The sequence below is a fragment of the Collinsella sp. HCP3S3_E11 genome (assembly GCF_052067375.1).
Lineage (GTDB): Bacteria > Actinomycetota > Coriobacteriia > Coriobacteriales > Coriobacteriaceae > Collinsella.
In genome coordinates this window covers 355,382-378,839 of the sequence record NZ_JBQHQI010000001.1, presented here as the reverse complement: position 1 = coordinate 378,839, position 23,458 = coordinate 355,382, and the positions used below count along the sequence as shown (strand labels likewise).

The window sequence follows — 23,458 nt, the reverse complement described above, 5'->3', positions numbered from 1 at the left end:
GGTGACCGATCGGTCCCTCATCCTTACTGCGCCGGCAAAGATTAACCTCTACCTGGGGGTTCATACCGAGCGCGATGCCCGCGGCTACCACAAAGTCGATTCCCTGATGGCAGCTGTCGGCCTAGCCGATACCGTGACGGTCACGCCGGCGCAGGCGTTGACCGTCCAGACGGTTCCGGCATCAGATTTTCCCATGCAAAAGAATACTGCCTACCGCGCCGCCGTCGCCATGGCCGATCATTTCGGGCGCGAGGCAAACGTGTGCGTGACGATTGAGAAGCGCATCCCGCTGTGCGCCGGCCTGGGCGGCCCCTCGACGGATGCCGCGGCGGTTATCGTTGCCTTGGCTGAGCTGTGGGGCATCGACCGCACTGATCCTGCGCTGGATGAGATTGCGCGTGGCATCGGCGCCGACGTGCCGTTCTTTTTGCATACGAGCCCCGCATTCTACGTGGGTGGGGGAGACGTTCTGGCAACTGAGTACCCCGCGCTTCCTGTGACGCCCGTTGTGCTGGTCAAGCCTCGGGAGGCGCGCGTTTCGACAATTGAGGCCTATCGACGTTTTGACGAGGCCCCGGTGCCCGCGACTGCGCCCGGTGCCATTGCATCGGCTCTTAGCGTGAGTGATGCGAAGATGGCGTATTCGCTCATCCATAACAACTTGGGCATCATTTCTGCTTTGATGGAGCCGCATATCCAGGCGGTTCTCGACTGGCTGAGCGAACAGGAGGGAACCGTTGCCGTGGACGTGTGCGGGTCGGGTGCCTGCTCGTTTGCCATTTGCGACACCGCCGCCACGGCCGAAAGGCTTGCCGGGGCTGCCCAGCAAAATGGCTGGTGGTCCTGCGCGACTGAGCTTATTCACAACACGGTTCAAATCGACGCGCCAAAGAAATAAAAATTTCTCTAGCACGCGGCGAAAATCTTTGTTACTATAGTCGAGCTAACGGGTTGTGGCTCAGTTTGGTAGAGCACTGCGTTCGGGACGCAGGGGTCGCTGGTTCAAATCCAGTCAACCCGACCAGAGCATGAGGAGGGACCGCTTCTTGCGGTCCCTTTTTTTAGCTATTGTTGTGATACCGCGATACCCGCGGTATACTCATTCGAGCTTGTCTCGCTGTTTTGTGGAGGTCTACATGTTTGGACTGAGGGCTCCTGAGCTCATCATTATTCTCGTCGTTGTCCTGATTATCTTCGGGCCCAAGAACCTGCCGAAGCTCGGCAAGTCCCTCGGCTCTACCGTCAAGAATATCCGCGAGGGTATGGAGGGCGACGATAAGGACGAGACCAAGCAGGCCGAGGACGTTGTGGTCGAGGAGTCCGAGGAGGACAAGAAGATCGCAGAGCTCGAGGCCCAGCTCGCCGCCGCCAAGAAAAAGAAGGCAGAGGGCGGCGACGCGGACGCAGAGTAGTCCCATCCCTTTGGGGTGAGCACCTGACCGGCTTGCCCGCAGGCTAGCCGGTCTTTTTCGTTATGTTGACAGTTGATTGTTACATCATAGTTGGGGAGATATCCGTATGGACGCAAGCCAGATCGTACTGACCGCTGAGGGCCGCCAGAAGCTCGTCGAGGAGCTCGCTTGGCGTGAGGGCGATTACGCCAAGGAGATCGTCGAGGACATCAAGGAAGCCCGCGCGTTTGGCGACCTTTCGGAGAACTCCGAGTACGATGCCGCCAAGGACAAGCAGGCTCAGAATGCTGCTCGCATTGCCGAGATTCAGGCTATTCTCGCCAACGCTCAGGTTGCTGCCACCACGGGCGATCTGACCGTCTCCATCGGTTCCACCGTTTCGCTGATTGATCCCAACGGTGAGGTCATGGAAGTCACGCTCGTCGGTACCACCGAGACCAACTCGCTCGAGCACAAGATCTCCAACGAGTCCCCGGTCGGCCACGCCATCATCGGCCACGGCGAGGGCGACTCCGTCGAGGTCGTTACGCCTTCCGGCAAGACTCGCGTCTACACCATCGCCAAGATCGCACGCTAGACCACGGTCCCGCGTAAAGGTATGTTTTCGCTCCCTGGGACCGAATCCTGGGGAGCGTTTTAGTTTGAGGAGCTAACTTATGGCAGAGAACCAGAACGCCGCCGAGCAGGCATCGACGCTCAACGACGAGCGCGCCACGCGCCTGGCCAAGCGCGCCGCCCTGTTCGAGGCGGGCCAGAACCCCTATCCCGAGCACTCCGAGATCGAGGACTACGTTGCCGACATCGAGGCTAAGTATGCCGATCTTGCCGATGGCGAAGACACCGAGGACGTCGTGAAGATCGGCGGCCGCGTGGTCGCCAAGCGTGGTCAGGGCAAGATCATGTTCATCGTCGTGCGCGACGCAACCGCCGAGATTCAGCTGTTCTGCCGCATCAACGACATGGACGAGGCAGCCTGGAATACGCTCAAGGCCCTCGACCTTGGCGATATCCTGGGTGTGACCGGTGTGGTTGTGCGCACTCAGCGCGGCCAGCTCTCCGTCGCCCCTAAGAGCGCGACCCTGCTCTCCAAGGCCGTTCGCCCGCTGCCCGAGAAGTTCCACGGTCTCTCCGACAAGGAGACCCGCTATCGTCAGCGCTACGTCGACCTGATCGCCAACGACGATGTTCGCGAGACCTTCCGCAAGCGCTCGCAGATCCTCTCCACCTTCCGTCGCTTTATGGAGTCCGACGGCTACATGGAGGTCGAGACCCCCATCCTGCAGACCATTCAGGGTGGCGCTACGGCTAAGCCGTTCATCACGCACTTTAACGCTCTCGATCAGGAGTGCTACCTGCGCATTGCTACCGAGCTGCACCTCAAGCGCTGCATCGTCGGTGGCTTTGAGCGCGTCTTCGAGATCGGTCGTATCTTCCGTAACGAGGGCATGGACCTCACCCACAACCCCGAGTTCACCACGATGGAGGCCTACCGTGCCTTCTCCGATCTCGAGGGCATGAAGGCACTCGCCCAGGGCGTCATCAAGGCTGCCAACAAGGCCATCGGCAACCCCGAGGTCATCGAGTACCAGGGCCAGACCATCGATCTTTCCGGTGAGTGGGCAAGCCGCCCCATGACTGATATTGTCTCTGACGTGCTCGGCAAGAAGGTCACCATCGACACGCCTGTCGAGGAGCTTGCTGCCGCCGCGCGCGAGAAGGGCCTGGAGATCAAGCCCGAGTGGACTGCCGGCAAGATCATCGCCGAGATTTACGATGAGCTGGGCGAGGACACCATCGTCAACCCGACCTTCGTGTGCGATTACCCCATCGAGGTCAGCCCGCTCGCCAAGCGTTTTGAGGACGATCCGCGTCTGACCCACCGCTTTGAGCTGGTCATCGCCGGCCACGAGTACGCCAACGCATTCTCCGAGCTCAACGACCCGGTCGACCAGGCTGAGCGCTTTGCCGCCCAGATGGCCGAGAAGGCCGGCGGCGACGATGAGGCCATGGAGTATGACGAGGACTACGTGCGCGCCCTCGAGTACGGTATGCCTCCCGCGGGCGGCATTGGCATCGGTATCGACCGCGTGGTCATGCTGCTCACCAACCAGGCTTCTATCCGCGATGTCCTGCTGTTCCCGCACATGAAGCCCGAGAAGGGTTTCCAGTCCGGTGCCGCTGCCGCCAAGGCTGCCGAGGCCGGCAACGCCGCGAGCCCGTTCGTTAAGTCGCTTAAGCCCACGCTCGATTACTCCAAGATCGCCGTTGAGCCGCTGTTTGAGGAGTTCGTCGACTTCGATACCTTCTCCAAGAGCGATTTCCGCGCTGTGAAGGTCAAGGCATGCGAGGCCGTCAAGAAGTCCAAGAAGCTGCTGAACTTTACGCTCGACGACGGTACCGGTGCCGACCGCACCATCCTCTCCGGCATCCACGAATACTATGAGCCCGAGGACCTGGTCGGCAAGACCCTGCTTGCCATCACCAACCTGCCTCCGCGCAAGATGATGGGCATCCCCAGCTGCGGCATGCTCATCAGTGCCATCCACGAGGAGGAGGGCGAGGAGCGCCTCAACCTGATCCAGCTCGACGCCTCCATTCCCGCCGGCGCAAAGATGTACTAATTGGTTCCGCCGTTCTACCGAACGGCGGACCAGCCGACGCTGCGCGCCGCCCAGGGCGACAATTTGTCATTCAAAAGGCAAGGCATGACCAGAAGGTCTATGCCTTGCCTTTTTCATGCCAACTTGTTCGCCCTGGACGTCGCTCGCTGTCGTTGCCAAAACATCGGCGTTGCCGGAGTAGTCGTTGGGGACGTTCTTAAACGACCACCCAACGGCTATTGTGCACATGTCTCGCATGACAGTTGTCTCTTTTATGTTTCCTTTAGCTGTCGCTGTCTAGGATGGGGGTTAGTCGGCAGGAAGGGAGCGCCTATATGGACGATGCGAGCGAGCGCGCAATCGAAGAGGACATGCTCGATCAGTTCAATTACTTTGATGATGAGGACGAGGAGCTGATCGACCGTCGCGAGCCAGCGCCGCTTGATTCCTTTGATCTGGTCGATGAAGAGACTGATGAGGTTGAGGACGAATCAACGGAGTCCCCACAGTCTTCGCGCCTTAACTCGCTGCTTTCGAGAGCCCCCATGCACCACGGCGTTCGTGCCGGCGCGCTCCATATGAAAACTGACTGGCACCAGATCGTGACGGCAGGCGATGAATTTGCCGTCGATGCGCCGCTCACCGATAAATCATCCATCGTCTGCCGCACCGGTATGCTTATGCTCGCGAGTGGAACGGGTGCCTGGCGCGTACGCGATACCATGAATCGAGTCGCCGCCGTACTCGGTGTCACCATCCATGTTGACTTAAGTCTCCTGTCGTTTGAGTGTACTTGCATCGAAGATGGCCACTGCTTTAACGAGGTCGTCAGTCTGCCGACAACCGGCGTCAACACCCATCGCATTTGGATGATGGAGAGTTTCCTCAAGGAAATCGAGACCTATGGTCGTCGCTTCACGGTGCACGAGTATCACGAGATGCTCAAGACCGTTGAGAGTTCAAAACCTGATTACGCGCCCTGGCAACAGGGCCTTGCGGCAGCCTGCGCCTGTGGCGCCTTTGTCTTTTTACTTGGTGGCGGTCCCATTGAGATGGCATGCGCGTTCGTGGGCGCGGGTGTCGGCAACTTTGCCCGCTCCCATATTCTCAAGCAAGGCCTTGGTCAGTTCAGCGCTTTGACGCTCGGTGTCGCACTGGCCTGTATTTCATATTTGCTGGCATTGCTCGGCCTCGCCCAGGTTGTTCCGGGTGCAATGTCGCACCAAGAAGGCTATATCGGCGCCATGCTCTTTGTGATTCCTGGCTTTCCGCTCATTACGGCAGGTCTCGACATCGCTAAGCTCGACATGCGAAGCGGTATCGAGCGTCTTTCGTATGCTGTGTCGATTATTGTGATGGCGACCCTCGTAGGTTGGATGGTTGCCGAGTGTGTGGGACTGGCGCCGGACGACTTTGCCCCACTGGGCCTTTCGCCGCTTGCCCTTACGCTCCTGCGCGTGGTGATGAGCTTCGTTGGCGTATTCGGCTTCTCGGTGATGTTCAACAGCCCGGTAAAGATGGCCGCGGCAGCTGGGTTGATCGGCGCCGTGTCCAATACCCTGCGTCTGACCCTTGTCGATGCGCCGACGATGATTCCCTTCCTGGGCCTCAGCACGGGAATGCCTCCCGAGGCAGCAGCGTTTATCGGCGCGCTGGTATCGGGTCTGCTGGCAAGCTTGGCCGAAGTCAAGCTCACCTACCCGCGCATCGCCCTCACGGTGCCTTCGATTGTCATTATGGTGCCCGGCCTGTATCTCTATCGCTCTATGTATTACATGTGCACCTTCGACACAGTCAATATGCTCGGCTGGTTTGTGCGCGCAGTGCTCATCGTAGCGTTTCTGCCCGTTGGGCTGGGTGTGGCGCGTACGCTCACCGACCCTCGCTGGCGCCACACCAGCTAATTGGTACAAGGGGGGACAGGTTACTTTGCACCAAATGAGTTGCGGTGAAATAGGGACTGAATTGCTGCTTAAAGGGTCAAAACAGTCCGTATTCCACTGCAACTTATGGGGTCGGGGGATTATCGGTGCCCTGCATCTTCATAAACTCAACGCTTACGAAGCGTGTGCTGTTCGTGTTAGGGTAGTTCCACCACATAAGTAGTCGCAGACGCACGTACCACGGGCGGGCGAGATGAAGTCCCAGTAACTCCATCTCGCCCGCCCGTTTTTGTTGGCGGCGCCGCGGCGCAACACAGAAAGGACCATGCCCTTTATGCCTATCAACAAACGAGAGAGCCTGCTGTTCACCTGTATCATGTGCTTTTGCATGGTGCTCTGGATGAGCATCTACAACGTTGCCCTGCAGCACGGGGCCATCAACGGCGAGGTCATTGCCGCCGCGTGGCTCGGCTTCCCCGTTGCCTACATTTTTGCCATGTGCTGCGACTGGTTTGTTGCCAGCCCCCTTGCCAAGGGTTTCGCTTTTAAATTCCTGGTCACGCCGGGTAAGAGCTCACCGCTTGCCATGACGCTCGCCGTCAGCTCCTGCATGGTCGTTCCCATGGTCATCATCATGTCGTTCTACGGTGCGTGCGAGGGCTTGTTCCACATGCCCGGTGGCCCGCTCGCAAACCTGCAGATGCTGCCGATGATGTAGCTCATCAACATCCCGCGCAACTTTATCATGGCCCTGCCCTGGAACCTGCTGGCGGCTGGTCCGGTTGCTCGCTTTGTCTTCCGACGCGCCTTCCCCATGGGAACCGTCTTTGAAGAGCAGCATATGGAGCTCGTGCGCATGCCGGGCGCTTCCGTTGCCGATGTCGACGATGACGTTGCCGAGGACATGGGTGTTGAGCCCGCCTGCTAGGCAACAGCCTCTAACCTAGAGCGCCCGCCGCACCCGGCGATTCCTTTTTTGTAGACGTTGTCGTATGGCTGCACGCGGAAAAGGCCACAGCGGTTAACATATACTCCATATGGGTAAAGAGACCAAAGCGCCGCCACGAGTGGCGCTTTGCGTTTGAAAAACTAGCTCGTCTAAGAGGAACTAGCATGTTGGACCGTTTTACCGATCGTGCGCGCAAGGTCATGTCCATGGCCAAGCAGGAGGCGCTCGATCTTCACTCAAATAAGGTGGGTACCGAGCATCTGCTGCTCGCGCTCGCCAAGGAGGACGAGGGCATTGCCGCCGAGGCACTGCGCTCACTCGATATCTCCTACGATGACATCATGGACACGCTCAAGGAGGTCCAGACCACCGTTCCCGAGCCCAGCGAGGAGACCGAGGCCGCTAAGCTCGCCTTTACGCCGCTCGTCATCAGCGTGATGGAGCGTTCCTTCCGCGTGGCGCGCGAGAACAACCAGACCTATGTGTCGACCGAGCACCTGCTCATCGGTATCGTCGAAGAGGGCAACGGCATGGCCATGGACATTCTCATGCGCCTGGGTGTTTCGTCCGCTTCCATTAAAAAAGCCATCGAGAAGCTTACCGCCAAGGATCAAGACAAGAAGCGCCCGCTCGCCGGTGCCGGTGCCGGGCGTCCCGGTACAGGCCTGCCGTTCTTTAGCGGCTCGGACGCCTCGCAGCAAAAGGGGAGCGGCACCGACACGCTCAAGCAGTTCGCCACCAACCTTACGCAGAAGGCGCGCGACGGCGAGCTCGACCCGGTGATCGGTCGCGAAAAGGAAGTCCAGCGCATGATGGAGATCCTTTCGCGCCGCACCAAGAACAACCCGCTTATCTTGGGTGACCCCGGCGTGGGCAAGACGGCCATCGTCGAGGGCCTGGCGCAGCAGATCGCTGCCGGCAACGTGCCCGAGAACCTTATGAACCAGAACATCTGGACGCTCGACCTGCCGGGTCTTGTCGCGGGCGCCAAATATCGCGGTGAGTTTGAGGAGCGTCTCAAGAACGTAATCCAGGAGGCAACCGAAGCCGACGACGTCATCCTGTTTATCGACGAGATGCACACCATCATCGGTGCCGGTTCTGCCGAGGGATCCATCGATGCAAGCTCCATGCTCAAGCCCGTGCTCGCGCGCGGCGCTTTCCAGATTATCGGTGCCACCACGGCCGAGGAGTTCCGCAAGTACCTCACCAAGGACCCGGCCTTCGAGCGCCGCTTCCAGACCATCGATGTTGAGGAGCCAAGCGTCGAGGACACGGTCAAGATCCTGACCGCGCTCAAGCCGCGCTACGAGGAGCACCACCACGTGCGCTATACGCAGGGTGCCATCGAGGCCGCCGCGAACCTCTCCAACCGCTACATCCAGGATCGCTTCCTGCCCGATAAGGCCATCGACCTCATCGACGAGGCCGGCGCCCGCGCCCGCATTGCCGCCAACCGTGCGCCTGAGCCGGTGCGCGAGGCCGAGCATCGCGTGGAGGAGCTCAAGGCTGCCGCGCAGGAGGCCACCGAGGGCGACGACATGAACAAGGCCGCCGAGATTACCGAGCAGCAGAAGGCTGCCGAGATTGAGCTCGCCGAGGCCAAGGCAGCTTGGACGGCCGAGCTCGACGCCAGCCCGCTCACCATCGATGTCGCCCAGGTTGCCGACATCGTGTCCGTGACCTCGGGCGTGCCGGTGTCTTCGCTCACCGAGAGCGAAAGCCGTCGTCTGTTGCAGACCGAAAGCGCGCTCAAGACCCGCATTATCGGCCAGGATGAAGCTGTCGAGGCCGTGGCCAAGGCAGTGCGCCGCAGCCGCTCGCCGCTCAAGGACCCGCGTCGTCCCGGCGGCAGCTTTATCTTCTTGGGTCCTACCGGCACAGGCAAGACCGAGCTCGCCAAGACGCTCGCCGAGTACCTCTTTGGCAGCAAGGACGCGCTTATCAGCTTCGACATGTCTGAGTTTGGCAGCGAGTTCGAGGTCTCCAAGCTCATCGGTAGCCCCCCGGGCTACGTGGGCCACGACGAGGGCGGTCAGCTCACCAAGGCCGTTCGCCGTCACCCGTACTCGGTCGTGCTGTTCGACGAGATCGAGAAGGCGCACCCCGATATCTTCAACATCTTGCTGCAGGTGCTTGAGGAGGGTCGCCTGACCGATAGCCAGGGCAAGACGGTCGATTTCCGCAACACCGTGATCATCATGACGTCCAACGTGGGCGCCCGCGAGATTGCGCAGGATGCGAGCGTTGGCTTTGGCACCACCGGTGAGCAGGGTCTTACCTCGAGCGAGATTAAGGGCCGTGCGATGGGCGAACTCAAGCGCCTGTTCCGCCCCGAGCTGCTCAACCGTATCGATGACATCGTGGTGTTTCAGAAGCTTTCGGGCGAGAACCTGACCAAGATCGCTCACCTGCTGGTGGACGACTTGCGCCAGCGCCTGATTGCCAACGGCATGAACATCAAACTCACCGATGCGGCCTACGACAAGATCGTAGCCGAGGGTACCGACCTCACCAACGGCGCACGTCCGCTGCGCCGCGCCATCCAAAAGCTCATCGAGGATCCGCTGTCCGAGGAGCTGCTGGCCGGCGAGTGGGGCAGCGGCGATACCGTCCTGTGCGACGTGGCCGACGGCAAGTTCGTCTTTAGCCACGGTACGGGCGAGATCCCAGCGCCGCGTCCGGCAGGTGCGCTGGGGGGCGATACCGCTCCGGCAGCGCCGCACACCGGAAACGCCGCGCCTGTGAGCAGTGGCGTAAGCTCGGGTCCCGGCGGCATGATGCAAGCCGGTTCCGGCGCGCTGTAGGGCGTAACAAAACCTTGTGTCCACGAGGGCGTTCCAAAGGAGCGCCCTTTTTTTCTGTTGGAAAGGCCCCTCGTTCAAAGTAAATCTCATTAAACATACCAACGGCGTATGCATAAGCGTTGGTCAAGCGTTGAGGTTGGTTGAAGGGTCCAACGTCCCTTCGGCGCGGTCCGTCTACCTGCTTTATCTTAATAAAGTGGCGTTTCTCCGCCGTTAGCCGATGATGCGAGAGCGCTCGGCGTTTTCGACTGGTTTATGCAAACGAAGTCTGGGAATATACAAGGCGCATGTCTTATTGTCTAACCAGTTGCGCCAAGGAGGCACCATGGACTACAAGATCACCGGCTATGAGCCCGCCCAGCTGTTCCATTTCTTTGAGGAGGTCAGCGCGATCCCCCGTGGGTCTGGCAACGAGAAGGGCATCAGCGATTTCCTGGTTGCGTTTGCCAAGGAGCGCGGCCTCGATGTGTACCAGGACGAGGTCTACAACGTCATCATTCGCAAGCCCGCATCTGCCGGTGCCGAGAATGCCCCGACCGTGATGCTGCAGGGCCACATCGATATGGTGTGCGACAAGTTGGGCTCCGTTGAGCACGACTTTACGACCGATGGTATCGACCTGCTCGTCAAGGACGGCGTTCTCACCGCTAACGGCACCACGCTGGGCGCCGACAACGGTATCGCCGTCGCTCTGATGCTCACTGTTCTCGATGACGATTCGATCGTTCACCCCGCCCTCGAGTGCGTATTCACCACCGACGAGGAGACTGGCCTGGTCGGCGCCGAGACGCTCGACAAGTCCCAGATTAGCGCCCGCACCATGATCAACCTTGACTCCGAGGAAGAGGGCGTTGCCACCGTCAGCTGCGCCGGCGGCGTCGTCGTTACCTACACCTGCCCGATCGCGCGCGAGCACAAGACCGGTAGTACCCTCACGTTCGACATCTCCGGCCTGCTGGGCGGTCACTCCGGCAGCGATATCCACCTGGAGCGCGGCAACGGCAACCTCATCATGGCCCGCATCATCGACCGCCTGATGGTTGCCGGCGAGCCCGCCATCGTTAGCTTTAACGGCGGCACCAAGGACAACGCCATCAACCGTGAGTGCAAGGCTGTTCTGGTCTACGCCGACCACGCTGCCGCCGAGGCCGCGGCCCAGATCGCAAAGGGCATTATCGCCGACGTCACTGCCGAGCTCGAGGTCTTCGACCCTGGCTTTACCTGCACTGTCGAGATTGCCGACGACGCCGAGGTCGAGGCCATGGACGAGAAGTCCGCGCTTGCCCTCATCCGCGCCCTGCGTCTTGCCCCCAATGGCGTGATCCGCCGCAACGTTGCTACCGACGGCTCCGTCGAGGTTTCCTCCAACATCGGTGTGGTTGCCACTTCTGACGACGAGGTCAAGATCATGCTGTCCCCGCGCTCCTCGATCACCTCGCTGCAGAACGAGTTCAAGGACCGCCTGCAGACGCTGGCCGATGTCTTGGGCTTCGACGCCAAGTTTGAGTTCGAGTATCCCGGCTGGAGCTATGCCGAGCATTCGCCGGTCCGCGACGTCTTTATCGAGAGCTATCGCGAGCTCTTTGGCTCCGAGCTGCGCATCGAGTCCATTCACGCCGGCCTTGAGTGCGGCCTGTTTGCCGAGGCCCTGCACGGCCTGGACGCCATCGCCGTGGGCCCGACGCTCTCCGATGTCCACACCCCGGACGAGAGCATGGAGCTCGCTTCTGCCGAGCGCTTCTACGAGCTGCTCATCGACGTCCTCAAGCGCCTTGCCGCATAAAGGTCGCCTTGGTTAAGCCGCTCTAAAACGGCTGGCTATGAAAACGGCCGCCTGGCGTAATGCCGGGCGGCCGTTATTCGTCACAGTGCGAGGATCCCAAGGTGCTCAAGCAGGATCTTAAGCCCGATGAGGGCGAGTACGACGCCACCCACGATGGTGGCGGGTTTTTCGTAGCGCGCGCCAAAGGTGTGGCCGATCGCTACGCCGGCGACGGAGAAGATAAACGTTGTGACGCCGATAAGTGATACAGAGGGCACGATATCGACCGAGAGCGCGGCAAACGAGATGCCCACGGCGAGCGCGTCAATCGAGGTGGCGATGGCAAGGATTAGGTACTCGCCCAGGTCGATCTTTTCGGCATCCTTGCCGTCGCCTTCGTCCTCATCCTCGTCTTCGGTAAAGGCTTCCCACAGCATCTTGCCGCCGATAAAGGCCAAAAGGATAAAGGCAATCCAATGGTCGATGGGACCGATGATGCCCATGAACTGGCTGCCGAGTGCCCAACCGATTACGGGCATGCCGGCCTGAAAGCCGCCAAAGAACAGGCCGAGCACAACGGCGACTTTAAGGTTGATCTTTTTCATGCCGAGACCCTTGCAGATGGAAACGGCAAAGGCGTCCATCGAAAGGCCAACGGCGAGCAACACGAGCTCTGCGAGTCCCATAGTCTGGCCCCCTCTCTGCGGGCGAACCCGATTACACGACCACTCCCTCATTTATATGAGACCCGATGCTACCACATGAGCAGCCAAAAGAGCCCCGTCCCAAATGAGCTACCTAAGCGGTGTTCGCTCATTCTGTAAGCATCGGAATTTGCGGGCGTCACAGGGGCAAACCGTGAGAAACTTATTGACGTTTATGGAGCGTATACGATGGGAGCGATGCCTTGGATAAGAACGAGCTGCAAAAGCGTATGGAACAGGCCATCCGCCTGACGGCACCTGGTCAGCCGATCCGCACCGCCCTTGACATGATCATCGCCGGTCACCTGGGCGCCCTTATCTGCGTTGGCGACACCGAAAACGTGCTCGCTGCCGGTAACGACGGCTTCCCGCTCAACATTTCGTTTACCTCGAACCGCCTGTTCGAGCTTTCCAAGATGGACGGCGCCATCGTCATCGACGGCGACCTTACCCAGATCCTGCGCGCCAATTTCCACCTCAATCCCGACCCCTCGCTCGCCACGAGCGAGACGGGCATGCGTCACCGTACTGCCGCTCGCATGTCGGTGCTCACCGACGCCATCGTGATCTCGGTCTCGGCCCGTCGTGCCGTCGTCAACGTGTATGTGCACGGCAAGAGCTATGAGATTCAGCCCGTCACCACCATCATGAGCTCGGTCAACCAGCTCGTCGCTACGCTTCAGACCACCCGTCAGTCGCTCGACCGCTCCCTGCTGCGTCTGACGGCCCTCGAGCTGGACGACTACGTCACGCTCGCCGACATCACCGGCATTTTCTCGAGTTTCGAGATTATGCAGCAGGCAAAGACCGAGCTTAAGGATTGCATTGTCAAGCTGGGCAACCAGGGCAAGCTCGTGCAGATGCAGCTCGAGCAGCTCGCCGGCTCCAGCATGGATACCGAGTACGACTTGATGATTCGCGACTACGCAAGCGATTCCTCCGAGGCAAACGCCGAGAAGATCCGTGCCGAGCTTAGCCGCATGACGCCCAAGGACTTGTCCGACCCGCAGCATGTGGCGGCGGTTCTGGGCTACGACGACTTGGACGAGGACTCCGTCATGACGCCGCTGGGCCTGCGCACGCTTTCGCGCGTGTCCGTCGTGCGCGACGGCGTGGCCGAGAAGATCGTCGACGAGTATGGCTCGCTGCAGGAGCTCATGGACGACATCAGCAAGGATCCGGAGCGCCTGGGCGACTTTGGCGTTAACAACCCTGCCATTCTTGCGGACTCCCTGTACCGCATGAAGGGCACCAAACAGGGGAACGCATAATGGCGCCCGTATGCGCCGTGGTCGTTGCCGGTGGCAGCGGCCAGCGCTTTGGTAATCCCGGTGGCAAGCAGCTCGTCAATGTAGCGGGCCGTCCGCTTATGAGCTGGTCCATCCGCGCGTTTGACCGTAGCGATAAGGTCGGCCATATCGTCGTGGTTTGCCCTGCCGAGCGTCGTGCCGAGATGCGCCGCCTGGCCATCAGCCCGTTTTCGTATAACACGCCCATCAGCTTCGCCGATGCCGGCGATACCCGCCAGGACTCCACTCGTGCCGGCGTGCATGCGGTGCCGGCAGGCTTTGAATACGTCGCCATTCACGACGGCGCTCGTCCGCTCATTACTACCGAGGCCATCGATCACGCTATCGACGTGCTCGTGAGTGACCGCTCGCTCGACGGTGTCGTGTGTGGCCAGCCCGCGATCGACACGCTCAAGATCGTCGATGGGGACAACATCGTCGAGACGCCGCCACGCGAACTCTATTGGGCCGCGCAGACACCGCAGATCTTTAGTGTCGACGCCATGAAGCGCGCCCATGCCGCGGCGATTGCCGAGGGCTTTATCGGTACGGACGATTCGTCACTGGTCGAGCGCATGGGTGGGCGCGTCCGCTGCGTCCAGAGCCCGCGCGACAACCTTAAGGTGACGGTGCCCGAGGACTTGCGCCCCGTAACCGCGATTTTGCTCGGTCGCATGGCCGAGGGAGAGGACCTTCCCCATGTTCAGTAACCTGCGCATTGGCCACGGCTACGACGTCCACCGTTTGGTGGAGGGGCGTCGATGTATCATCGGCGGGGTCGACATTCCCTACGAGCGCGGCCTGCTGGGCCACTCGGATGCCGATGTGCTCGCGCACGCGCTGGCCGACGCTATTCTGGGCGCCTGCCGCGGGGGAGACATTGGCAAGCTGTTCCCCGACACCGACCCCGCCTACGAGAGTGCCGACTCGATGGTGTTGCTTGCCCGCGTAATGGACTATGCGCGCGAGCTGGGCTTTGAGTTTGTCGATGCCGACTGCACCATTGCCTGCCAGCAGCCTAAGATCACCCCGCACCGCGATGCCATGCGTGCCAACTTGGCCCATGCCCTGGGCGTTGACGTCGAAAACGTGGGCGTCGCCGCCACCACGACCGAAAAGCTCGGTTGGGAAGGTCAAGGCGAGGGAATTGGCGCCTGGGCCGTCTGCCTGCTACAGAAAACCGTTAAGGAGTAACGAATGCGTATCTACAACAGCGCTACCCATAAAAAGGAAGAGTTCCATCCCATCGAGCCCGGCAAGGTCCGCATGTACGTGTGCGGCCCCACGGTTTACGACAACATCCACATCGGCAACGCCCGCACGTTCATCAGCTTCGATGTGATTCGACGCTGGCTCATCGCGAGCGGCTACGAGGTCACGTTCGCCCAGAACCTCACCGATGTCGACGACAAGATCATCAAGCGCGCCAACGAGCAGGGCCGTACGGCCGCCGAGGTCGCGACGGAGTTCTCGGATAAGTTTATTGGCGTCATGCGCGCTGCCAACGTGCTCGATCCCGATGTGCGCCCCCGCGCCACCAAGGAGATCGGCCCCATGATTGCCATGATCAAGGCGCTCATCGAGCAGGGCCACGCTTACGCCGCCGATAACGGCGACGTGTACTTTTCCGTGCGCAGCGATCCCAACTACGGTCAGGTCTCGGGCCGCAACATCGACGACCTTATGGTCGGTGCGCGCATCGAGGAGAACGAGGACAAGAACGACCCGCTCGACTTTGCGCTGTGGAAGGCCGCCAAGCCCGGCGAGCCCAGCTGGCCGAGCCCCTGGGGCGAGGGCCGTCCCGGCTGGCACACCGAGTGCGCCGCCATGGTGCACCGCTACCTAGGTACCCCGATCGACATTCACGGCGGTGGCTCCGACCTTGCCTTCCCGCATCACGAGAACGAGTGCGCCCAGGCTGCCTGCGCCTGGCACCAGGGCTTCTCCAACACCTGGATGCACACGGGCATGCTGCTGGTCGACGGCGAGAAGATGTCCAAGTCGCTTGGTAACTTCTTTACGCTGGCCGAGGTGCTCGAGCAGCACTCCGCTGCCGCCCTGCGCCTGCTGATGCTGCAGACGAGCTATCGCTCGCCGCTCGACTTTTCCTGGGAGCGCCTGGAGGGTGCCGAGAATTCGCTCGCGCGTATCGCCGGTACGGTCGAGAACCTGCGCTGGGCCGCGAACCATGCGACGGCCGATGCCGATGATGCAGCATCTGAGGCGTTTGCCGCCAAGGCTGCCGAGACCCGTGCCACCTTTAAGGAGTGCATGGACGACGACTTTAACACCGCCGGTGCCATGGGCGCCGTCTTTGGTTTTGTCACCGAGTGCAATCAGTATCTGGAGCAGGCGGGCGACGCTGCCGACAAGGCCGCGGCTCTTGCTGCCGCCGATACGCTGGTCGAGCTGCTCGATACGTTTGGCGTTGAGCTTCCCGAGCCCAAGGTCGAGCTGCCGCTGGGCCTTTTGGGCGTTGCTGCCGGCTTGGTCGCCTACACTGGTGACGACGTGGACGAGGCCGCTGCCAAGATTCTCGAGGCTCGCGCCGAGGCCCGTGCCGCCAAAAACTGGGACTTGGCAGACGCCATCCGCGATCAGCTCAAGGACTTGGGCCTGACGATTGAAGATACCGCCGCCGGCACCCGCATCAAATCCCTCTAACCCCTGCGGGTTTCCCAAGCACCCGACCGCCCGAGCCACGGCACCTTGCCTTTCAATCGTCGGGCATGGCCCCAAGGTCTATGCCCTCCTCTTTCAAGGCAATCTGCCGCACCTCGGGCGGTCGGTCTATTTGTTTCGTTTGATAGTTGTATTTAGGAGGCCGTCCTATGGCCGACAATCGCAAGCGTGCGCCTCGTGGCGGCAAGCAGGCCGCTTCTGGCTCGCGTCCGATTCGCCGAAATGACCGCGCTGCCGCTTCCAGGGGCCAGCGCGATCGCACCCAAGCTGCGCGTCCGCAGCGCGATCGCAACCGCGACGCTGTCCAGGCTCCCAAGGGCGAGTTTATCGAAGGCCGTCGTGCTGCCGTCGAGGCCCTGCGCACCGGTTTTCCCATCAAGTGCGCACTCATTGCCGAGGGCGGGGAGCGCGATGCCGCCCTGTCTCGTCTGGTCGATGACCTCAACGCCGCGGGTGTCCGCATTAAGTACGTGCCGCGCGCGCAGCTCGATGCGCTGTCGAGCCACGGCGCTCACCAGGGTATTGCACTCGAGGTGGGCAACTTCCCTTATGCCGATGTTGCCGATATCCTCGACCGTGCGGGCGAGGGCCCGGCGCTTGTCGTGGTACTCGACCACGTGACCGACGACGGTAACTTTGGCGCCATCGTGCGCTCCGCCGAGGTCGTGGGCGCGGCGGGCGTCATTATTGCCAACAAGCGCGCTGCCGGCGTGACCGTGGGCAGCTACAAGACCTCAGCCGGCGCCGTCATGCATCTGCCTATCGCACAGGTCCCCAATATCGCTCGTGCACTCGACGATCTTAAGGCCGCTGGCTTTTGGGTGGGCGGTGCCTCCGAGCACGCCGAGGGCAGTTGCTGGGATGCTCCCTTCGAGGGCCGCGTGGCGCTCGTCATGGGCTCCGAGGGCGACGGCATCTCGCGCCTGGTGCTCGAGAAATGCGACTTTTTGACCAAGCTTCCTCAGCGTGGCATGACCGAGAGCCTCAACGTTGCCCAGGCAACGACGGCACTGTGCTTTGAGTGGCTACGTCGCAACGCCGGCGAGCTCATGGGGGAGGAGTAGCGCATGTCCAAGAAGAACCGCGCCAAGTCTAAGGCCAAGCGCTTTGGCGAAGGCTCGGCCAAGCCGATTGTCTCGGCCGCGACCTACGGCGTGGGCGGCAATGCGTTTGCGCAGGCTATCGCCGACCCGGTCTCGACGGTTCACTCCAATAAGCCCGAGCTGCTGGTGGTCGACGGCTACAACGTGATCCACTGCACGCCGCGTTACGAAAAGCTCGTGTACGACCATTCCGACGATCCGTTTTCCAGCGACGTTCACGATATGGCACGCACCGCCCTTATCAACGACGTTGCCGCCTTTGCCCAGGGCCGCTACGAGGCCGTGATTGTGTTTGACGGCGCTGGCAATATCTCTAGCGAGCGCCCCAACCTGCCGGCTCGCGGCGTGCGCATCGAGTTTTCGCCGACGGGTGTATCGGCCGATACCGTGGTACAAAAGCTCTGCATTGAGGCGCGCGAGGAAGGCCGCGCGTGCTCCGTGGTATCGAGTGACGGCACAATTCAAGCCGTCGTCATGGGCAAGGGCGTTACGCGCATCTCGAGCCGCATGCTGGTGGACGAGATCAAACAGATCGATAACGACGTCCGCGAGGCAGAGGAGGCTCCGCAGATCAAGATGACTCTGGGCAGTCGCCTGAGCCCCGAGGCACTGGCCAAACTCAAGGCCCTGCGCGGGAGGTAGGTAAACCTTCTATGGGGAGCTGCTTTCTCGATCGATCAACCAACTGGTTTGTAATCAATGGGTTGCGGCTTGACATCGCCAAAACGAATAGTTTTTGGTTCTGGCGAACAGATAAAACTATTCGTTCTGACGAATAGTTTTGAGATGTGGTCGGTCAAAGGGCCTGTTGCGCCTTGTCCGCAATTCCTTTATTCTTAATTAGCTTCGCGCGAAAGCGCCAAGTGTGCCAGTGTGGCGCAACGGTAGCGCAACTGATTTGTAATCAGTGGGTTGCGGGTTCGATTCCTGTCACTGGCTCCATGAGAGTTTCGGGCTCTGTTCCCTAGTGGGACAGGGCCCGTTTCTTGTGGGCAGCTAGATTCGACTGCCCGCCGTCAGTTTAAAAGCTTTCAGGTACAAGATGCCGCCGATAACGTACATGCAGGCATCAAGCGGATCTGGGGTACTAAACTCGAGCACCATGGGCGCAAGTACTTCCCAGCAGATTGAGCATCCCACCGATAATGCCAAGCTACTTGCAAAGTTGCATATCGGCGTTTTCCCACTCACCACTTCGCAGAGGACGTTTACGTAGGCGGGAAAAATGATTCCTCCGCACAGATCTCCGAGCTGATAATGGGCGAAGTCGTAGGGGAGGAAAAAGTCGAAGCTCGCAATGTATCTGTTAACGAGATACACGATGCCGGCAAGCAGCGGCAGAAGATTTGCGCTGGAAATAAGCGCAGATCTGAATCGTTTAGCCACAGACCGCAAACATAGTCAGGCCAAGGCAAATGCCCAAAGCAATGATGATGATCTGGCTGCAGCCGTTACCCGAAGGGACCATGACACTCTCTTTCTCGATACATTAGTAAATTAAAGTATGCCACAGCCAGCAGCGTATTTGTTGAGCAACAACCTGTGGCTGATACCGTGTTACACGGCCTTGCGTCGGCTGAGGCATCAGCCGAATGACCTGGCACCTGTCGTGATGGTGCTCGACGATGGCGTGAGCACCGTCTACGCCCGTGACGGGCTATCGGTAGAGCACATCATCTGGCTTCGAATAATGGTGGCGAGTGCGAGTATTGGCGTTCCTCGAAACGCTCGTTGCGCTCGCCGATTAATAGGCAACCCGTTGGGGCTCATTACGTAGCCAGATTTAAACTGCTGACTTGGGTACCGCATGTATTTCGCATGGCCGCGGGAGGCTGCGCAATCGCCTGACGCTTTTTATGAGTCATGAGCTGTTTTGGTTATGCGAGATATCGAAAGGAATTCTAGGATGGTTGTAAAACTGGAAACCGTAATAAATGCGATGGATCTTGCGGCACAGGTTCTGACCAAGGCCTCTGAAGTCATTGAGAAGGCAAAGAAGCTCGGCGTCGATCCCGATGCCGTCGGTGGTGCCGTAAAGGGTGCTGCGGATGGTGCTGCTAGCGGCGCACGTGTCGTTGCCGATGGCATTGGCAAGGGGTTCGGCGTAGCGGCCGATGGCGTTGGTGCGGCGGTTGGCGCGCTGGGCGGTGCTGTGAAAGCGTTCCAGGACTCAAGAGAAGCTGCCGAGGCTCGCAAGAAGATCAACGCCGCAAGGCAGTCGATTTTCGAAAGTGCGTCGACGGCGATGCCCCTGCACAAGTTTGTCTGCCAGCAGAAAAAGGCTGCCGATGCCGCGTTTAACGGCTTTGATATGCCTGGCTGCTACCTTATCGCAAAGTATCAAAAGGGCGATCACGATAAGAACTACAGTGACTATCTGGGAATTTATGTGGGCTCAAGCGAGCACATGTCGGAGGATATCGTTTCCACGCCCACGCGCTTGGGCGATCCGGATGTCTATGCCGATTACAAGTACCATCAAAACGTGATGCTATTTGTGTTTCCCTGCGAGCTAAAGGACCTCGATGAACGTCGCGAGCTCCTGCTGCGCTCGTTTGAAGGCAGCAGGCTCTACAACGGATCTGAGGTACTGGCTTAAGGGCTTGGTTGGAGTTGGTCGACAATCTAGATCTGTAACACGAGGACGAGCGTTCAGCTCCCAGCTGTTACAGATTTAGACAATCTGGGGGCGAGCTGAGAAGTGTCTCAATCTGTAACAACTAGGGAAGGAAAACCGTTCTAACTGTTACAGAATGAGACGTAAGCTAGGGTCTCTGCGAAACATCTCAATCTGTAACAACTAGGGAAGGAAAACCGTTCTTGCTGTTACAGATTTAGATAAATGGGAGACCGCCAGGGAAACATCTCGATCTGTAACAAATAGGGGAGAAAATGTTCTCTAAATGTTACAGATCGAGACAAAGGCCGGACCGGTCCCAGTCATCCTGGTTGAGCGAGGATATTCGGACGCACGAGGATCGTTATCGAAAGTCGATACCGCAAGGGTACTCCACCACACCAAAGTGTTCCCTCGGGAAATGTCGCCAGCGCGGCCAAATCCGCCGTCCTTCATATCTAAATTCAGCAAAACCGCAGGTCAAAGGTATATAGATACGCCCGGTACCGTGTATTTAGAGGTTTTCGTTGACAGCCCCTAAGGTTGCATCGTATTATCTTTTTCGTTCGCGAGGGCGGCGGTCCAAAAGACCAAAGAACCTGCGGATACTTGAACGATTGGGAGTTTGCCCGAGTGGTTAATGGGGACGGGCTGTAAACCCGTTGGCTCTGCCTACATAGGTTCGAATCCTATAGCTCCCACCCGTCAAGTGCCTGTATAGCTCAGTCGGTAGAGCACTTCGTTGGTAACGAAGAGGTCACCAGTTCAAGTCTGGTTGCAGGCTCCATCCGGCGGTGTAGCTCAGTTGGTTAGAGCACACGGTTCATACCCGTGGCGTCACTGGTTCGAATCCAGTCACCGCTACCATAGGTAACACGGTGGCTTCTCAATAGTATGTTGAGAGGCCACTATGGTATAAAGGCATAGTCCCGTCCGGGGACGACCTGTTTAGAGGAGGGCTTTATGGCCAAAGAGAAGTTTGAGCGCACTAAGCCGCATGTTAACATCGGCACCATCGGTCACGTCGACCACGGCAAGACCACGCTGACCGCTGCCATCACCAAGGTTCTCTCCGAGACCGAGGGCTGCAAGGCTGACTTCACTGCGTTCGAGAACATCGACAAGGCTCCCGAGGAGCGCGAGCGCGGCATTACGATCTCCGTCTCCCACGTCGAGTACGAGACTGCTGCCCGTCACTACGCTCACGTTGACTGCCCGGGCCACGCTGACTACGTCAAGAACATGATCTCCGGTGCTGCTCAGATGGACGGCGCTATCCTGGTCATCGCCGCTACCGACGGCCCCATGGCTCAGACCCGCGAGCACATCCTGCTCGCCCGTCAGGTCGGCGTTCCCTACATCGTCGTCTTCCTGAACAAGTGCGACATGGTCGACGATGACGAGCTCATCGACCTCGTCGAGATGGAGACCCGTGAGCTCCTTTCCGAGTACGAATTCCCCGGCGACGACATCCCCGTCATCCGTGGTTCCGCTCTGGGCGCTCTCGAGGGCGACGCCAAGTGGATGGACGCCATTCGCGAGCTCATGTCTGCCGTCGACGAGTACATCCCGACGCCTGCTCGTGACAACGACCTCCCGTTCCTGATGGCCGTTGAGGACGTTATGACCATCTCCGGCCGTGGTACCGTTGCTACCGGCCGTGTCGAGCGCGGTGAGCTCAAGCTCAACGAGCCCGTCGAGATCGTCGGCATCAAGGATACCCAGAACACCGTCGTTACCGGTATCGAGATGTTCCGTAAGTCCATGGACTTCTGCGAGGCTGGCGACAACGTCGGTCTGCTGCTCCGCGGCATCAAGCGCGAGGACATCGAGCGCGGCCAGGTTCTCTGCAAGCCCGGTTCGGTTACCCCGCACACCAAGTTCACCGGTGAGATCTACGTTCTGACCAAGGAGGAGGGCGGCCGTCACACCCCGTTCTTCGATGGTTATCGTCCTCAGTTCTACTTCCGTACCACCGACGTTACCGGTACGGTCAAGCTCCCCGAGGGCACCGAGATGGCTATGCCTGGTGACCACATCACCATCGAGGGCGACCTCATTCACCCGATCGCTATGGAGGAGGGCCTGCGCTTCGCTATCCGCGAGGGTGGCCACACCGTCGGTTCGGGCATCGTCTCCACGATCATTGAGTAAATTAGCTCTCTGATACAGCTGACTTAGAGAACCCGGCACTTATATGGGTGCCGGGTTCTTTTCTACGCTGGTCTTTTTGCCTGATGTTTACGCTTAGCTCGCTCTTAAGTTGAGCGTGAGGGATCGATTAGATCTCGTTGGCTCCATTGATGTGTTCCAAATATGAATGGATCTACCGAGAACCAATTGATTCGAGGTTTTCGTTGACAGCACTTACGTAGAGCTGATAAAGTACCAACTCGTGCCCGTACGGGGCGGATATGAAAGGTTCAGGATACATGCGTACTCTAGTTACTCTTGCGTGCACTGAGTGCAAGCGCCGCAACTATACGACCACTAAGAACAAGGCGAACATGCCTGATCGTATGGAGATCAAGAAGTATTGCCCCTGGTGCCGTCACCACACGCTGCACAAAGAGACTCGCTAGTCTCTAGTCACATACGCCAGTAGTTCAATTGGTAGAGCATCGGTCTCCAAAACCGAGTGTTGAGGGTTCGAGTCCTTCCTGGCGTGCCAGTCATTATTCCGTAAGCTCCCATTTGGGGGCTTACGGTTTACTCATGTATAAGCGCATTGCGCGGAGGTAACCCAAATGGCCAACAAGAAGAACAAGAAGAAGGCACAGCAGCAGGCGCCTGCCAACAAAGCTGCCGCCAACTCCAAGGTTGAGGCCAAGAAGGCCGTTGCCAAGAAGAGCGAGAAGGCTGCGAAGTCCAAGAAGAACGAGAAGCCCGGTTTCTTCGCCCGCACCAAGAAGTATTTTGCTTCGGTGAAGTCCGAGATGAAGCGTGTCACGTGGCCCGATAAGAAGGAGCTCGTGAACTACTCGGTCGTCGTTTGCGCTTCTCTGATCGTCGTCGGCGTCGTCATCGCTCTGCTCGATGCTGGCTTTGGCGAGGCTCTTGCTCTGTTCTCTGGATTGAGGGGCTAAACCATGTCTAAGCGTTGGTACGTCGTCCACACTTACTCTGGATACGAGAACCGCGTTAAGTCCGATCTCGAGCATCGCATCGAGACCATGGGCATGCAGGATCGTATCTTTGATATTGAGATTCCTATGGAGCGCGTCACCGAGATCAAAGAGGGTGGCAAGCGCGAGACCAAGGATTCTAAGATTTTCCCGGGTTATGTCCTGGTTCGCATGGAGATGGATGACGATGCATGGACGTGTGTTCGCAACACGCCCGGCGTCACCGGTTTCCTGGGCGGCAACGGCAAGCCCGCTCCGCTTTCCCGCGACGAGTACAATAAGATGACTCGTCGTCCCGGTAAGGGCGATTCGCCCAAGCGTACGTCGGTTGATATTGAGGTTGGTACGTCCGTCCGCGTCACCGATGGCCCGCTTACCGACTTTGATGGCAAGGTCTCCGAGGTTAACGCCGAGGCAGGCAAGCTCAAGGTCACGCTGATGATCTTTGGCCGCGAGACGCCGGTCGAGCTTGACTTTAACCAGGTCGCTGTCATCGCTTAAGTTTTCGTCCGTTCGCGCGAGCGT

The 23,458-nt window shown here is 59.4% G+C and carries 21 protein-coding genes and 6 tRNA genes; 26 read left to right on the top strand and 1 reads right to left on the bottom strand.

Annotated features, from left to right (window positions below):
• Position 1 precedes the first annotated feature (1 nt).
• The 10 genes from ispE to ACTM86_RS01560 all read left to right on the top strand — a co-directional run bounded on the left by ispE (position 2) and on the right by ACTM86_RS01560 (position 11,434).
• Entirely contained in the window at positions 2-898 is an 897-nt protein-coding gene (ispE, locus tag ACTM86_RS01605; protein ID WP_441015124.1) for a 4-(cytidine 5'-diphospho)-2-C-methyl-D-erythritol kinase, read from the top strand.
• Positions 899-947: 49 nt separating this feature from the next.
• Positions 948-1,024: transfer RNA gene (locus ACTM86_RS01600), tRNA-Pro, on the top strand.
• Between the two features lie 112 nt (positions 1,025-1,136).
• A complete protein-coding gene (gene tatA / locus ACTM86_RS01595) occupies positions 1,137-1,412 on the top strand; it encodes a twin-arginine translocase TatA/TatE family subunit (protein WP_441015122.1) in 276 nt (91 codons plus the stop codon).
• A 106-nt stretch (positions 1,413-1,518) separates the two neighbouring features.
• Positions 1,519-1,989: a transcription elongation factor GreA gene (gene greA / locus ACTM86_RS01590; RefSeq protein ID WP_006234960.1), complete on the top strand. Its 471-nt coding sequence runs from the start codon at positions 1,519-1,521 to the stop codon at positions 1,987-1,989.
• Between the two features lie 79 nt (positions 1,990-2,068).
• The gene (lysS, locus tag ACTM86_RS01585; RefSeq protein ID WP_154514782.1) at positions 2,069-4,033 is read left to right on the top strand and encodes a lysine--tRNA ligase; all 1,965 of its coding nucleotides are present in this window, start codon (positions 2,069-2,071) and stop codon (positions 4,031-4,033) included.
• A 314-nt stretch (positions 4,034-4,347) separates the two neighbouring features.
• On the top strand, positions 4,348-5,916 hold the full coding sequence (locus tag ACTM86_RS01580; RefSeq protein WP_441015120.1) for a threonine/serine ThrE exporter family protein: 1,569 nt from the start codon (positions 4,348-4,350) through the stop codon (positions 5,914-5,916).
• A gap of 313 nt (positions 5,917-6,229) precedes the next feature.
• The gene (locus ACTM86_RS01575) at positions 6,230-6,613 is read left to right on the top strand and encodes a hypothetical protein (protein ID WP_441015118.1); all 384 of its coding nucleotides are present in this window, start codon (positions 6,230-6,232) and stop codon (positions 6,611-6,613) included.
• 27 nt (positions 6,614-6,640) lie between these two features.
• The gene (locus tag ACTM86_RS01570) at positions 6,641-6,823 is read left to right on the top strand and encodes a hypothetical protein (RefSeq protein WP_441015116.1); all 183 of its coding nucleotides are present in this window, start codon (positions 6,641-6,643) and stop codon (positions 6,821-6,823) included.
• Positions 6,824-7,008: 185 nt separating this feature from the next.
• Positions 7,009-9,651, top strand: coding sequence for an ATP-dependent Clp protease ATP-binding subunit (locus tag ACTM86_RS01565; protein ID WP_441015114.1), 2,643 nt, complete (start codon positions 7,009-7,011; stop codon positions 9,649-9,651).
• A 325-nt stretch (positions 9,652-9,976) separates the two neighbouring features.
• The gene (locus ACTM86_RS01560; protein WP_427796172.1) at positions 9,977-11,434 is read left to right on the top strand and encodes an aminoacyl-histidine dipeptidase; all 1,458 of its coding nucleotides are present in this window, start codon (positions 9,977-9,979) and stop codon (positions 11,432-11,434) included.
• Positions 11,435-11,514: 80 nt separating this feature from the next.
• Here the strand turns inward: ACTM86_RS01560 and ACTM86_RS01555 are convergent, their stop codons facing one another.
• The gene (locus tag ACTM86_RS01555; protein WP_441015112.1) at positions 11,515-12,099 is read right to left on the bottom strand and encodes a manganese efflux pump MntP; all 585 of its coding nucleotides are present in this window, start codon (positions 12,097-12,099) and stop codon (positions 11,515-11,517) included.
• Positions 12,100-12,347: 248 nt separating this feature from the next.
• Between ACTM86_RS01555 and disA the strand changes: the two genes are divergently transcribed.
• The 16 genes from disA (at position 12,348) to nusG (ending at position 23,434) form a co-directional block, all read left to right on the top strand.
• Positions 12,348-13,388: a DNA integrity scanning diadenylate cyclase DisA gene (disA, locus tag ACTM86_RS01550; protein WP_370450554.1), complete on the top strand. Its 1,041-nt coding sequence runs from the start codon at positions 12,348-12,350 to the stop codon at positions 13,386-13,388.
• Positions 13,388-14,116 carry a 2-C-methyl-D-erythritol 4-phosphate cytidylyltransferase gene (ispD, locus tag ACTM86_RS01545; RefSeq protein WP_441015110.1) on the top strand — a complete coding sequence of 243 codons (729 nt, stop codon included), beginning with the start codon at positions 13,388-13,390 and terminating at the stop codon, positions 14,114-14,116. Before disA ends, ispD begins: the two co-directional genes overlap by 1 nt.
• Positions 14,106-14,600, top strand: a complete 495-nt coding sequence (gene ispF, locus ACTM86_RS01540; protein ID WP_441015108.1) for a 2-C-methyl-D-erythritol 2,4-cyclodiphosphate synthase — start codon at positions 14,106-14,108, stop codon at positions 14,598-14,600. The genes ispD and ispF overlap by 11 nt, the downstream gene beginning before the upstream one ends.
• A 3-nt stretch (positions 14,601-14,603) precedes the next feature.
• On the top strand, positions 14,604-16,070 hold the full coding sequence (gene cysS, locus ACTM86_RS01535) for a cysteine--tRNA ligase (RefSeq protein ID WP_441015106.1): 1,467 nt from the start codon (positions 14,604-14,606) through the stop codon (positions 16,068-16,070).
• 167 nt (positions 16,071-16,237) lie between these two features.
• Positions 16,238-17,152 carry a 23S rRNA (guanosine(2251)-2'-O)-methyltransferase RlmB gene (gene rlmB / locus ACTM86_RS01530; RefSeq protein ID WP_441015104.1) on the top strand — a complete coding sequence of 305 codons (915 nt, stop codon included), beginning with the start codon at positions 16,238-16,240 and terminating at the stop codon, positions 17,150-17,152.
• Between the two features lie 3 nt (positions 17,153-17,155).
• Positions 17,156-17,833: an NYN domain-containing protein gene (locus ACTM86_RS01525; RefSeq protein ID WP_441015102.1), complete on the top strand. Its 678-nt coding sequence runs from the start codon at positions 17,156-17,158 to the stop codon at positions 17,831-17,833.
• A 225-nt stretch (positions 17,834-18,058) separates the two neighbouring features.
• Positions 18,059-18,133 (top strand) — tRNA-Thr (locus ACTM86_RS01520).
• A gap of 964 nt (positions 18,134-19,097) precedes the next feature.
• Positions 19,098-19,790, top strand: a complete 693-nt coding sequence (locus ACTM86_RS01515) for a hypothetical protein (RefSeq protein WP_441036894.1) — start codon at positions 19,098-19,100, stop codon at positions 19,788-19,790.
• A 637-nt stretch (positions 19,791-20,427) separates the two neighbouring features.
• Positions 20,428-20,509: transfer RNA gene (locus tag ACTM86_RS01510), tRNA-Tyr, on the top strand.
• Between the two features lie 10 nt (positions 20,510-20,519).
• A tRNA-Thr gene (locus ACTM86_RS01505) sits at positions 20,520-20,595 on the top strand.
• 3 nt (positions 20,596-20,598) lie between these two features.
• A tRNA-Met gene (locus tag ACTM86_RS01500) sits at positions 20,599-20,675 on the top strand.
• Between the two features lie 96 nt (positions 20,676-20,771).
• Positions 20,772-21,962 carry an elongation factor Tu gene (tuf, locus tag ACTM86_RS01495; protein WP_154514756.1) on the top strand — a complete coding sequence of 397 codons (1,191 nt, stop codon included), beginning with the start codon at positions 20,772-20,774 and terminating at the stop codon, positions 21,960-21,962.
• Between the two features lie 278 nt (positions 21,963-22,240).
• Positions 22,241-22,390, top strand: a complete 150-nt coding sequence (rpmG, locus tag ACTM86_RS01490; RefSeq protein WP_102372646.1) for a 50S ribosomal protein L33 — start codon at positions 22,241-22,243, stop codon at positions 22,388-22,390.
• Positions 22,391-22,403: 13 nt separating this feature from the next.
• Positions 22,404-22,479 (top strand) — tRNA-Trp (locus ACTM86_RS01485).
• 76 nt (positions 22,480-22,555) lie between these two features.
• Positions 22,556-22,894 carry a preprotein translocase subunit SecE gene (secE, locus tag ACTM86_RS01480; RefSeq protein WP_154514754.1) on the top strand — a complete coding sequence of 113 codons (339 nt, stop codon included), beginning with the start codon at positions 22,556-22,558 and terminating at the stop codon, positions 22,892-22,894.
• 3 nt (positions 22,895-22,897) lie between these two features.
• Positions 22,898-23,434, top strand: coding sequence for a transcription termination/antitermination protein NusG (gene nusG / locus ACTM86_RS01475; RefSeq protein WP_427718370.1), 537 nt, complete (start codon positions 22,898-22,900; stop codon positions 23,432-23,434).
• The last annotated feature ends 24 nt before the right edge of the window (positions 23,435-23,458 follow it).

Bases quoted from the DNA above. Each gene is read 5' to 3' on its own strand.
- tatA (WP_441015122.1), top strand. From the start codon at position 1,137: ATGTTTGGACTGAGGGCTCCTGAGCTCATCATTATTCTCGTCGTTGTC.
- greA (WP_006234960.1), top strand. From the start codon at position 1,519: ATGGACGCAAGCCAGATCGTACTGACCGCTGAGGGCCGCCAGAAGCTC.
- lysS (WP_154514782.1), top strand. From the start codon at position 2,069: ATGGCAGAGAACCAGAACGCCGCCGAGCAGGCATCGACGCTCAACGAC.
- ACTM86_RS01580 (WP_441015120.1), top strand. From the start codon at position 4,348: ATGGACGATGCGAGCGAGCGCGCAATCGAAGAGGACATGCTCGATCAG.
- ACTM86_RS01575 (WP_441015118.1), top strand. From the start codon at position 6,230: ATGCCTATCAACAAACGAGAGAGCCTGCTGTTCACCTGTATCATGTGC.
- ACTM86_RS01570 (WP_441015116.1), top strand. From the start codon at position 6,641: ATGGCCCTGCCCTGGAACCTGCTGGCGGCTGGTCCGGTTGCTCGCTTT.
- ACTM86_RS01565 (WP_441015114.1), top strand. From the start codon at position 7,009: ATGTTGGACCGTTTTACCGATCGTGCGCGCAAGGTCATGTCCATGGCC.
- ACTM86_RS01560 (WP_427796172.1), top strand. From the start codon at position 9,977: ATGGACTACAAGATCACCGGCTATGAGCCCGCCCAGCTGTTCCATTTC.
- ACTM86_RS01555 (WP_441015112.1), bottom strand. From the start codon at position 12,099: ATGGGACTCGCAGAGCTCGTGTTGCTCGCCGTTGGCCTTTCGATGGAC.
- disA (WP_370450554.1), top strand. From the start codon at position 12,348: ATGGAACAGGCCATCCGCCTGACGGCACCTGGTCAGCCGATCCGCACC.
- ispD (WP_441015110.1), top strand. From the start codon at position 13,388: ATGGCGCCCGTATGCGCCGTGGTCGTTGCCGGTGGCAGCGGCCAGCGC.
- ispF (WP_441015108.1), top strand. From the start codon at position 14,106: ATGTTCAGTAACCTGCGCATTGGCCACGGCTACGACGTCCACCGTTTG.
- cysS (WP_441015106.1), top strand. From the start codon at position 14,604: ATGCGTATCTACAACAGCGCTACCCATAAAAAGGAAGAGTTCCATCCC.
- rlmB (WP_441015104.1), top strand. From the start codon at position 16,238: ATGGCCGACAATCGCAAGCGTGCGCCTCGTGGCGGCAAGCAGGCCGCT.
- ACTM86_RS01525 (WP_441015102.1), top strand. From the start codon at position 17,156: ATGTCCAAGAAGAACCGCGCCAAGTCTAAGGCCAAGCGCTTTGGCGAA.
- ACTM86_RS01515 (WP_441036894.1), top strand. From the start codon at position 19,098: ATGGTTGTAAAACTGGAAACCGTAATAAATGCGATGGATCTTGCGGCA.
- tuf (WP_154514756.1), top strand. From the start codon at position 20,772: ATGGCCAAAGAGAAGTTTGAGCGCACTAAGCCGCATGTTAACATCGGC.
- rpmG (WP_102372646.1), top strand. From the start codon at position 22,241: ATGCGTACTCTAGTTACTCTTGCGTGCACTGAGTGCAAGCGCCGCAAC.
- secE (WP_154514754.1), top strand. From the start codon at position 22,556: ATGGCCAACAAGAAGAACAAGAAGAAGGCACAGCAGCAGGCGCCTGCC.
- nusG (WP_427718370.1), top strand. From the start codon at position 22,898: ATGTCTAAGCGTTGGTACGTCGTCCACACTTACTCTGGATACGAGAAC.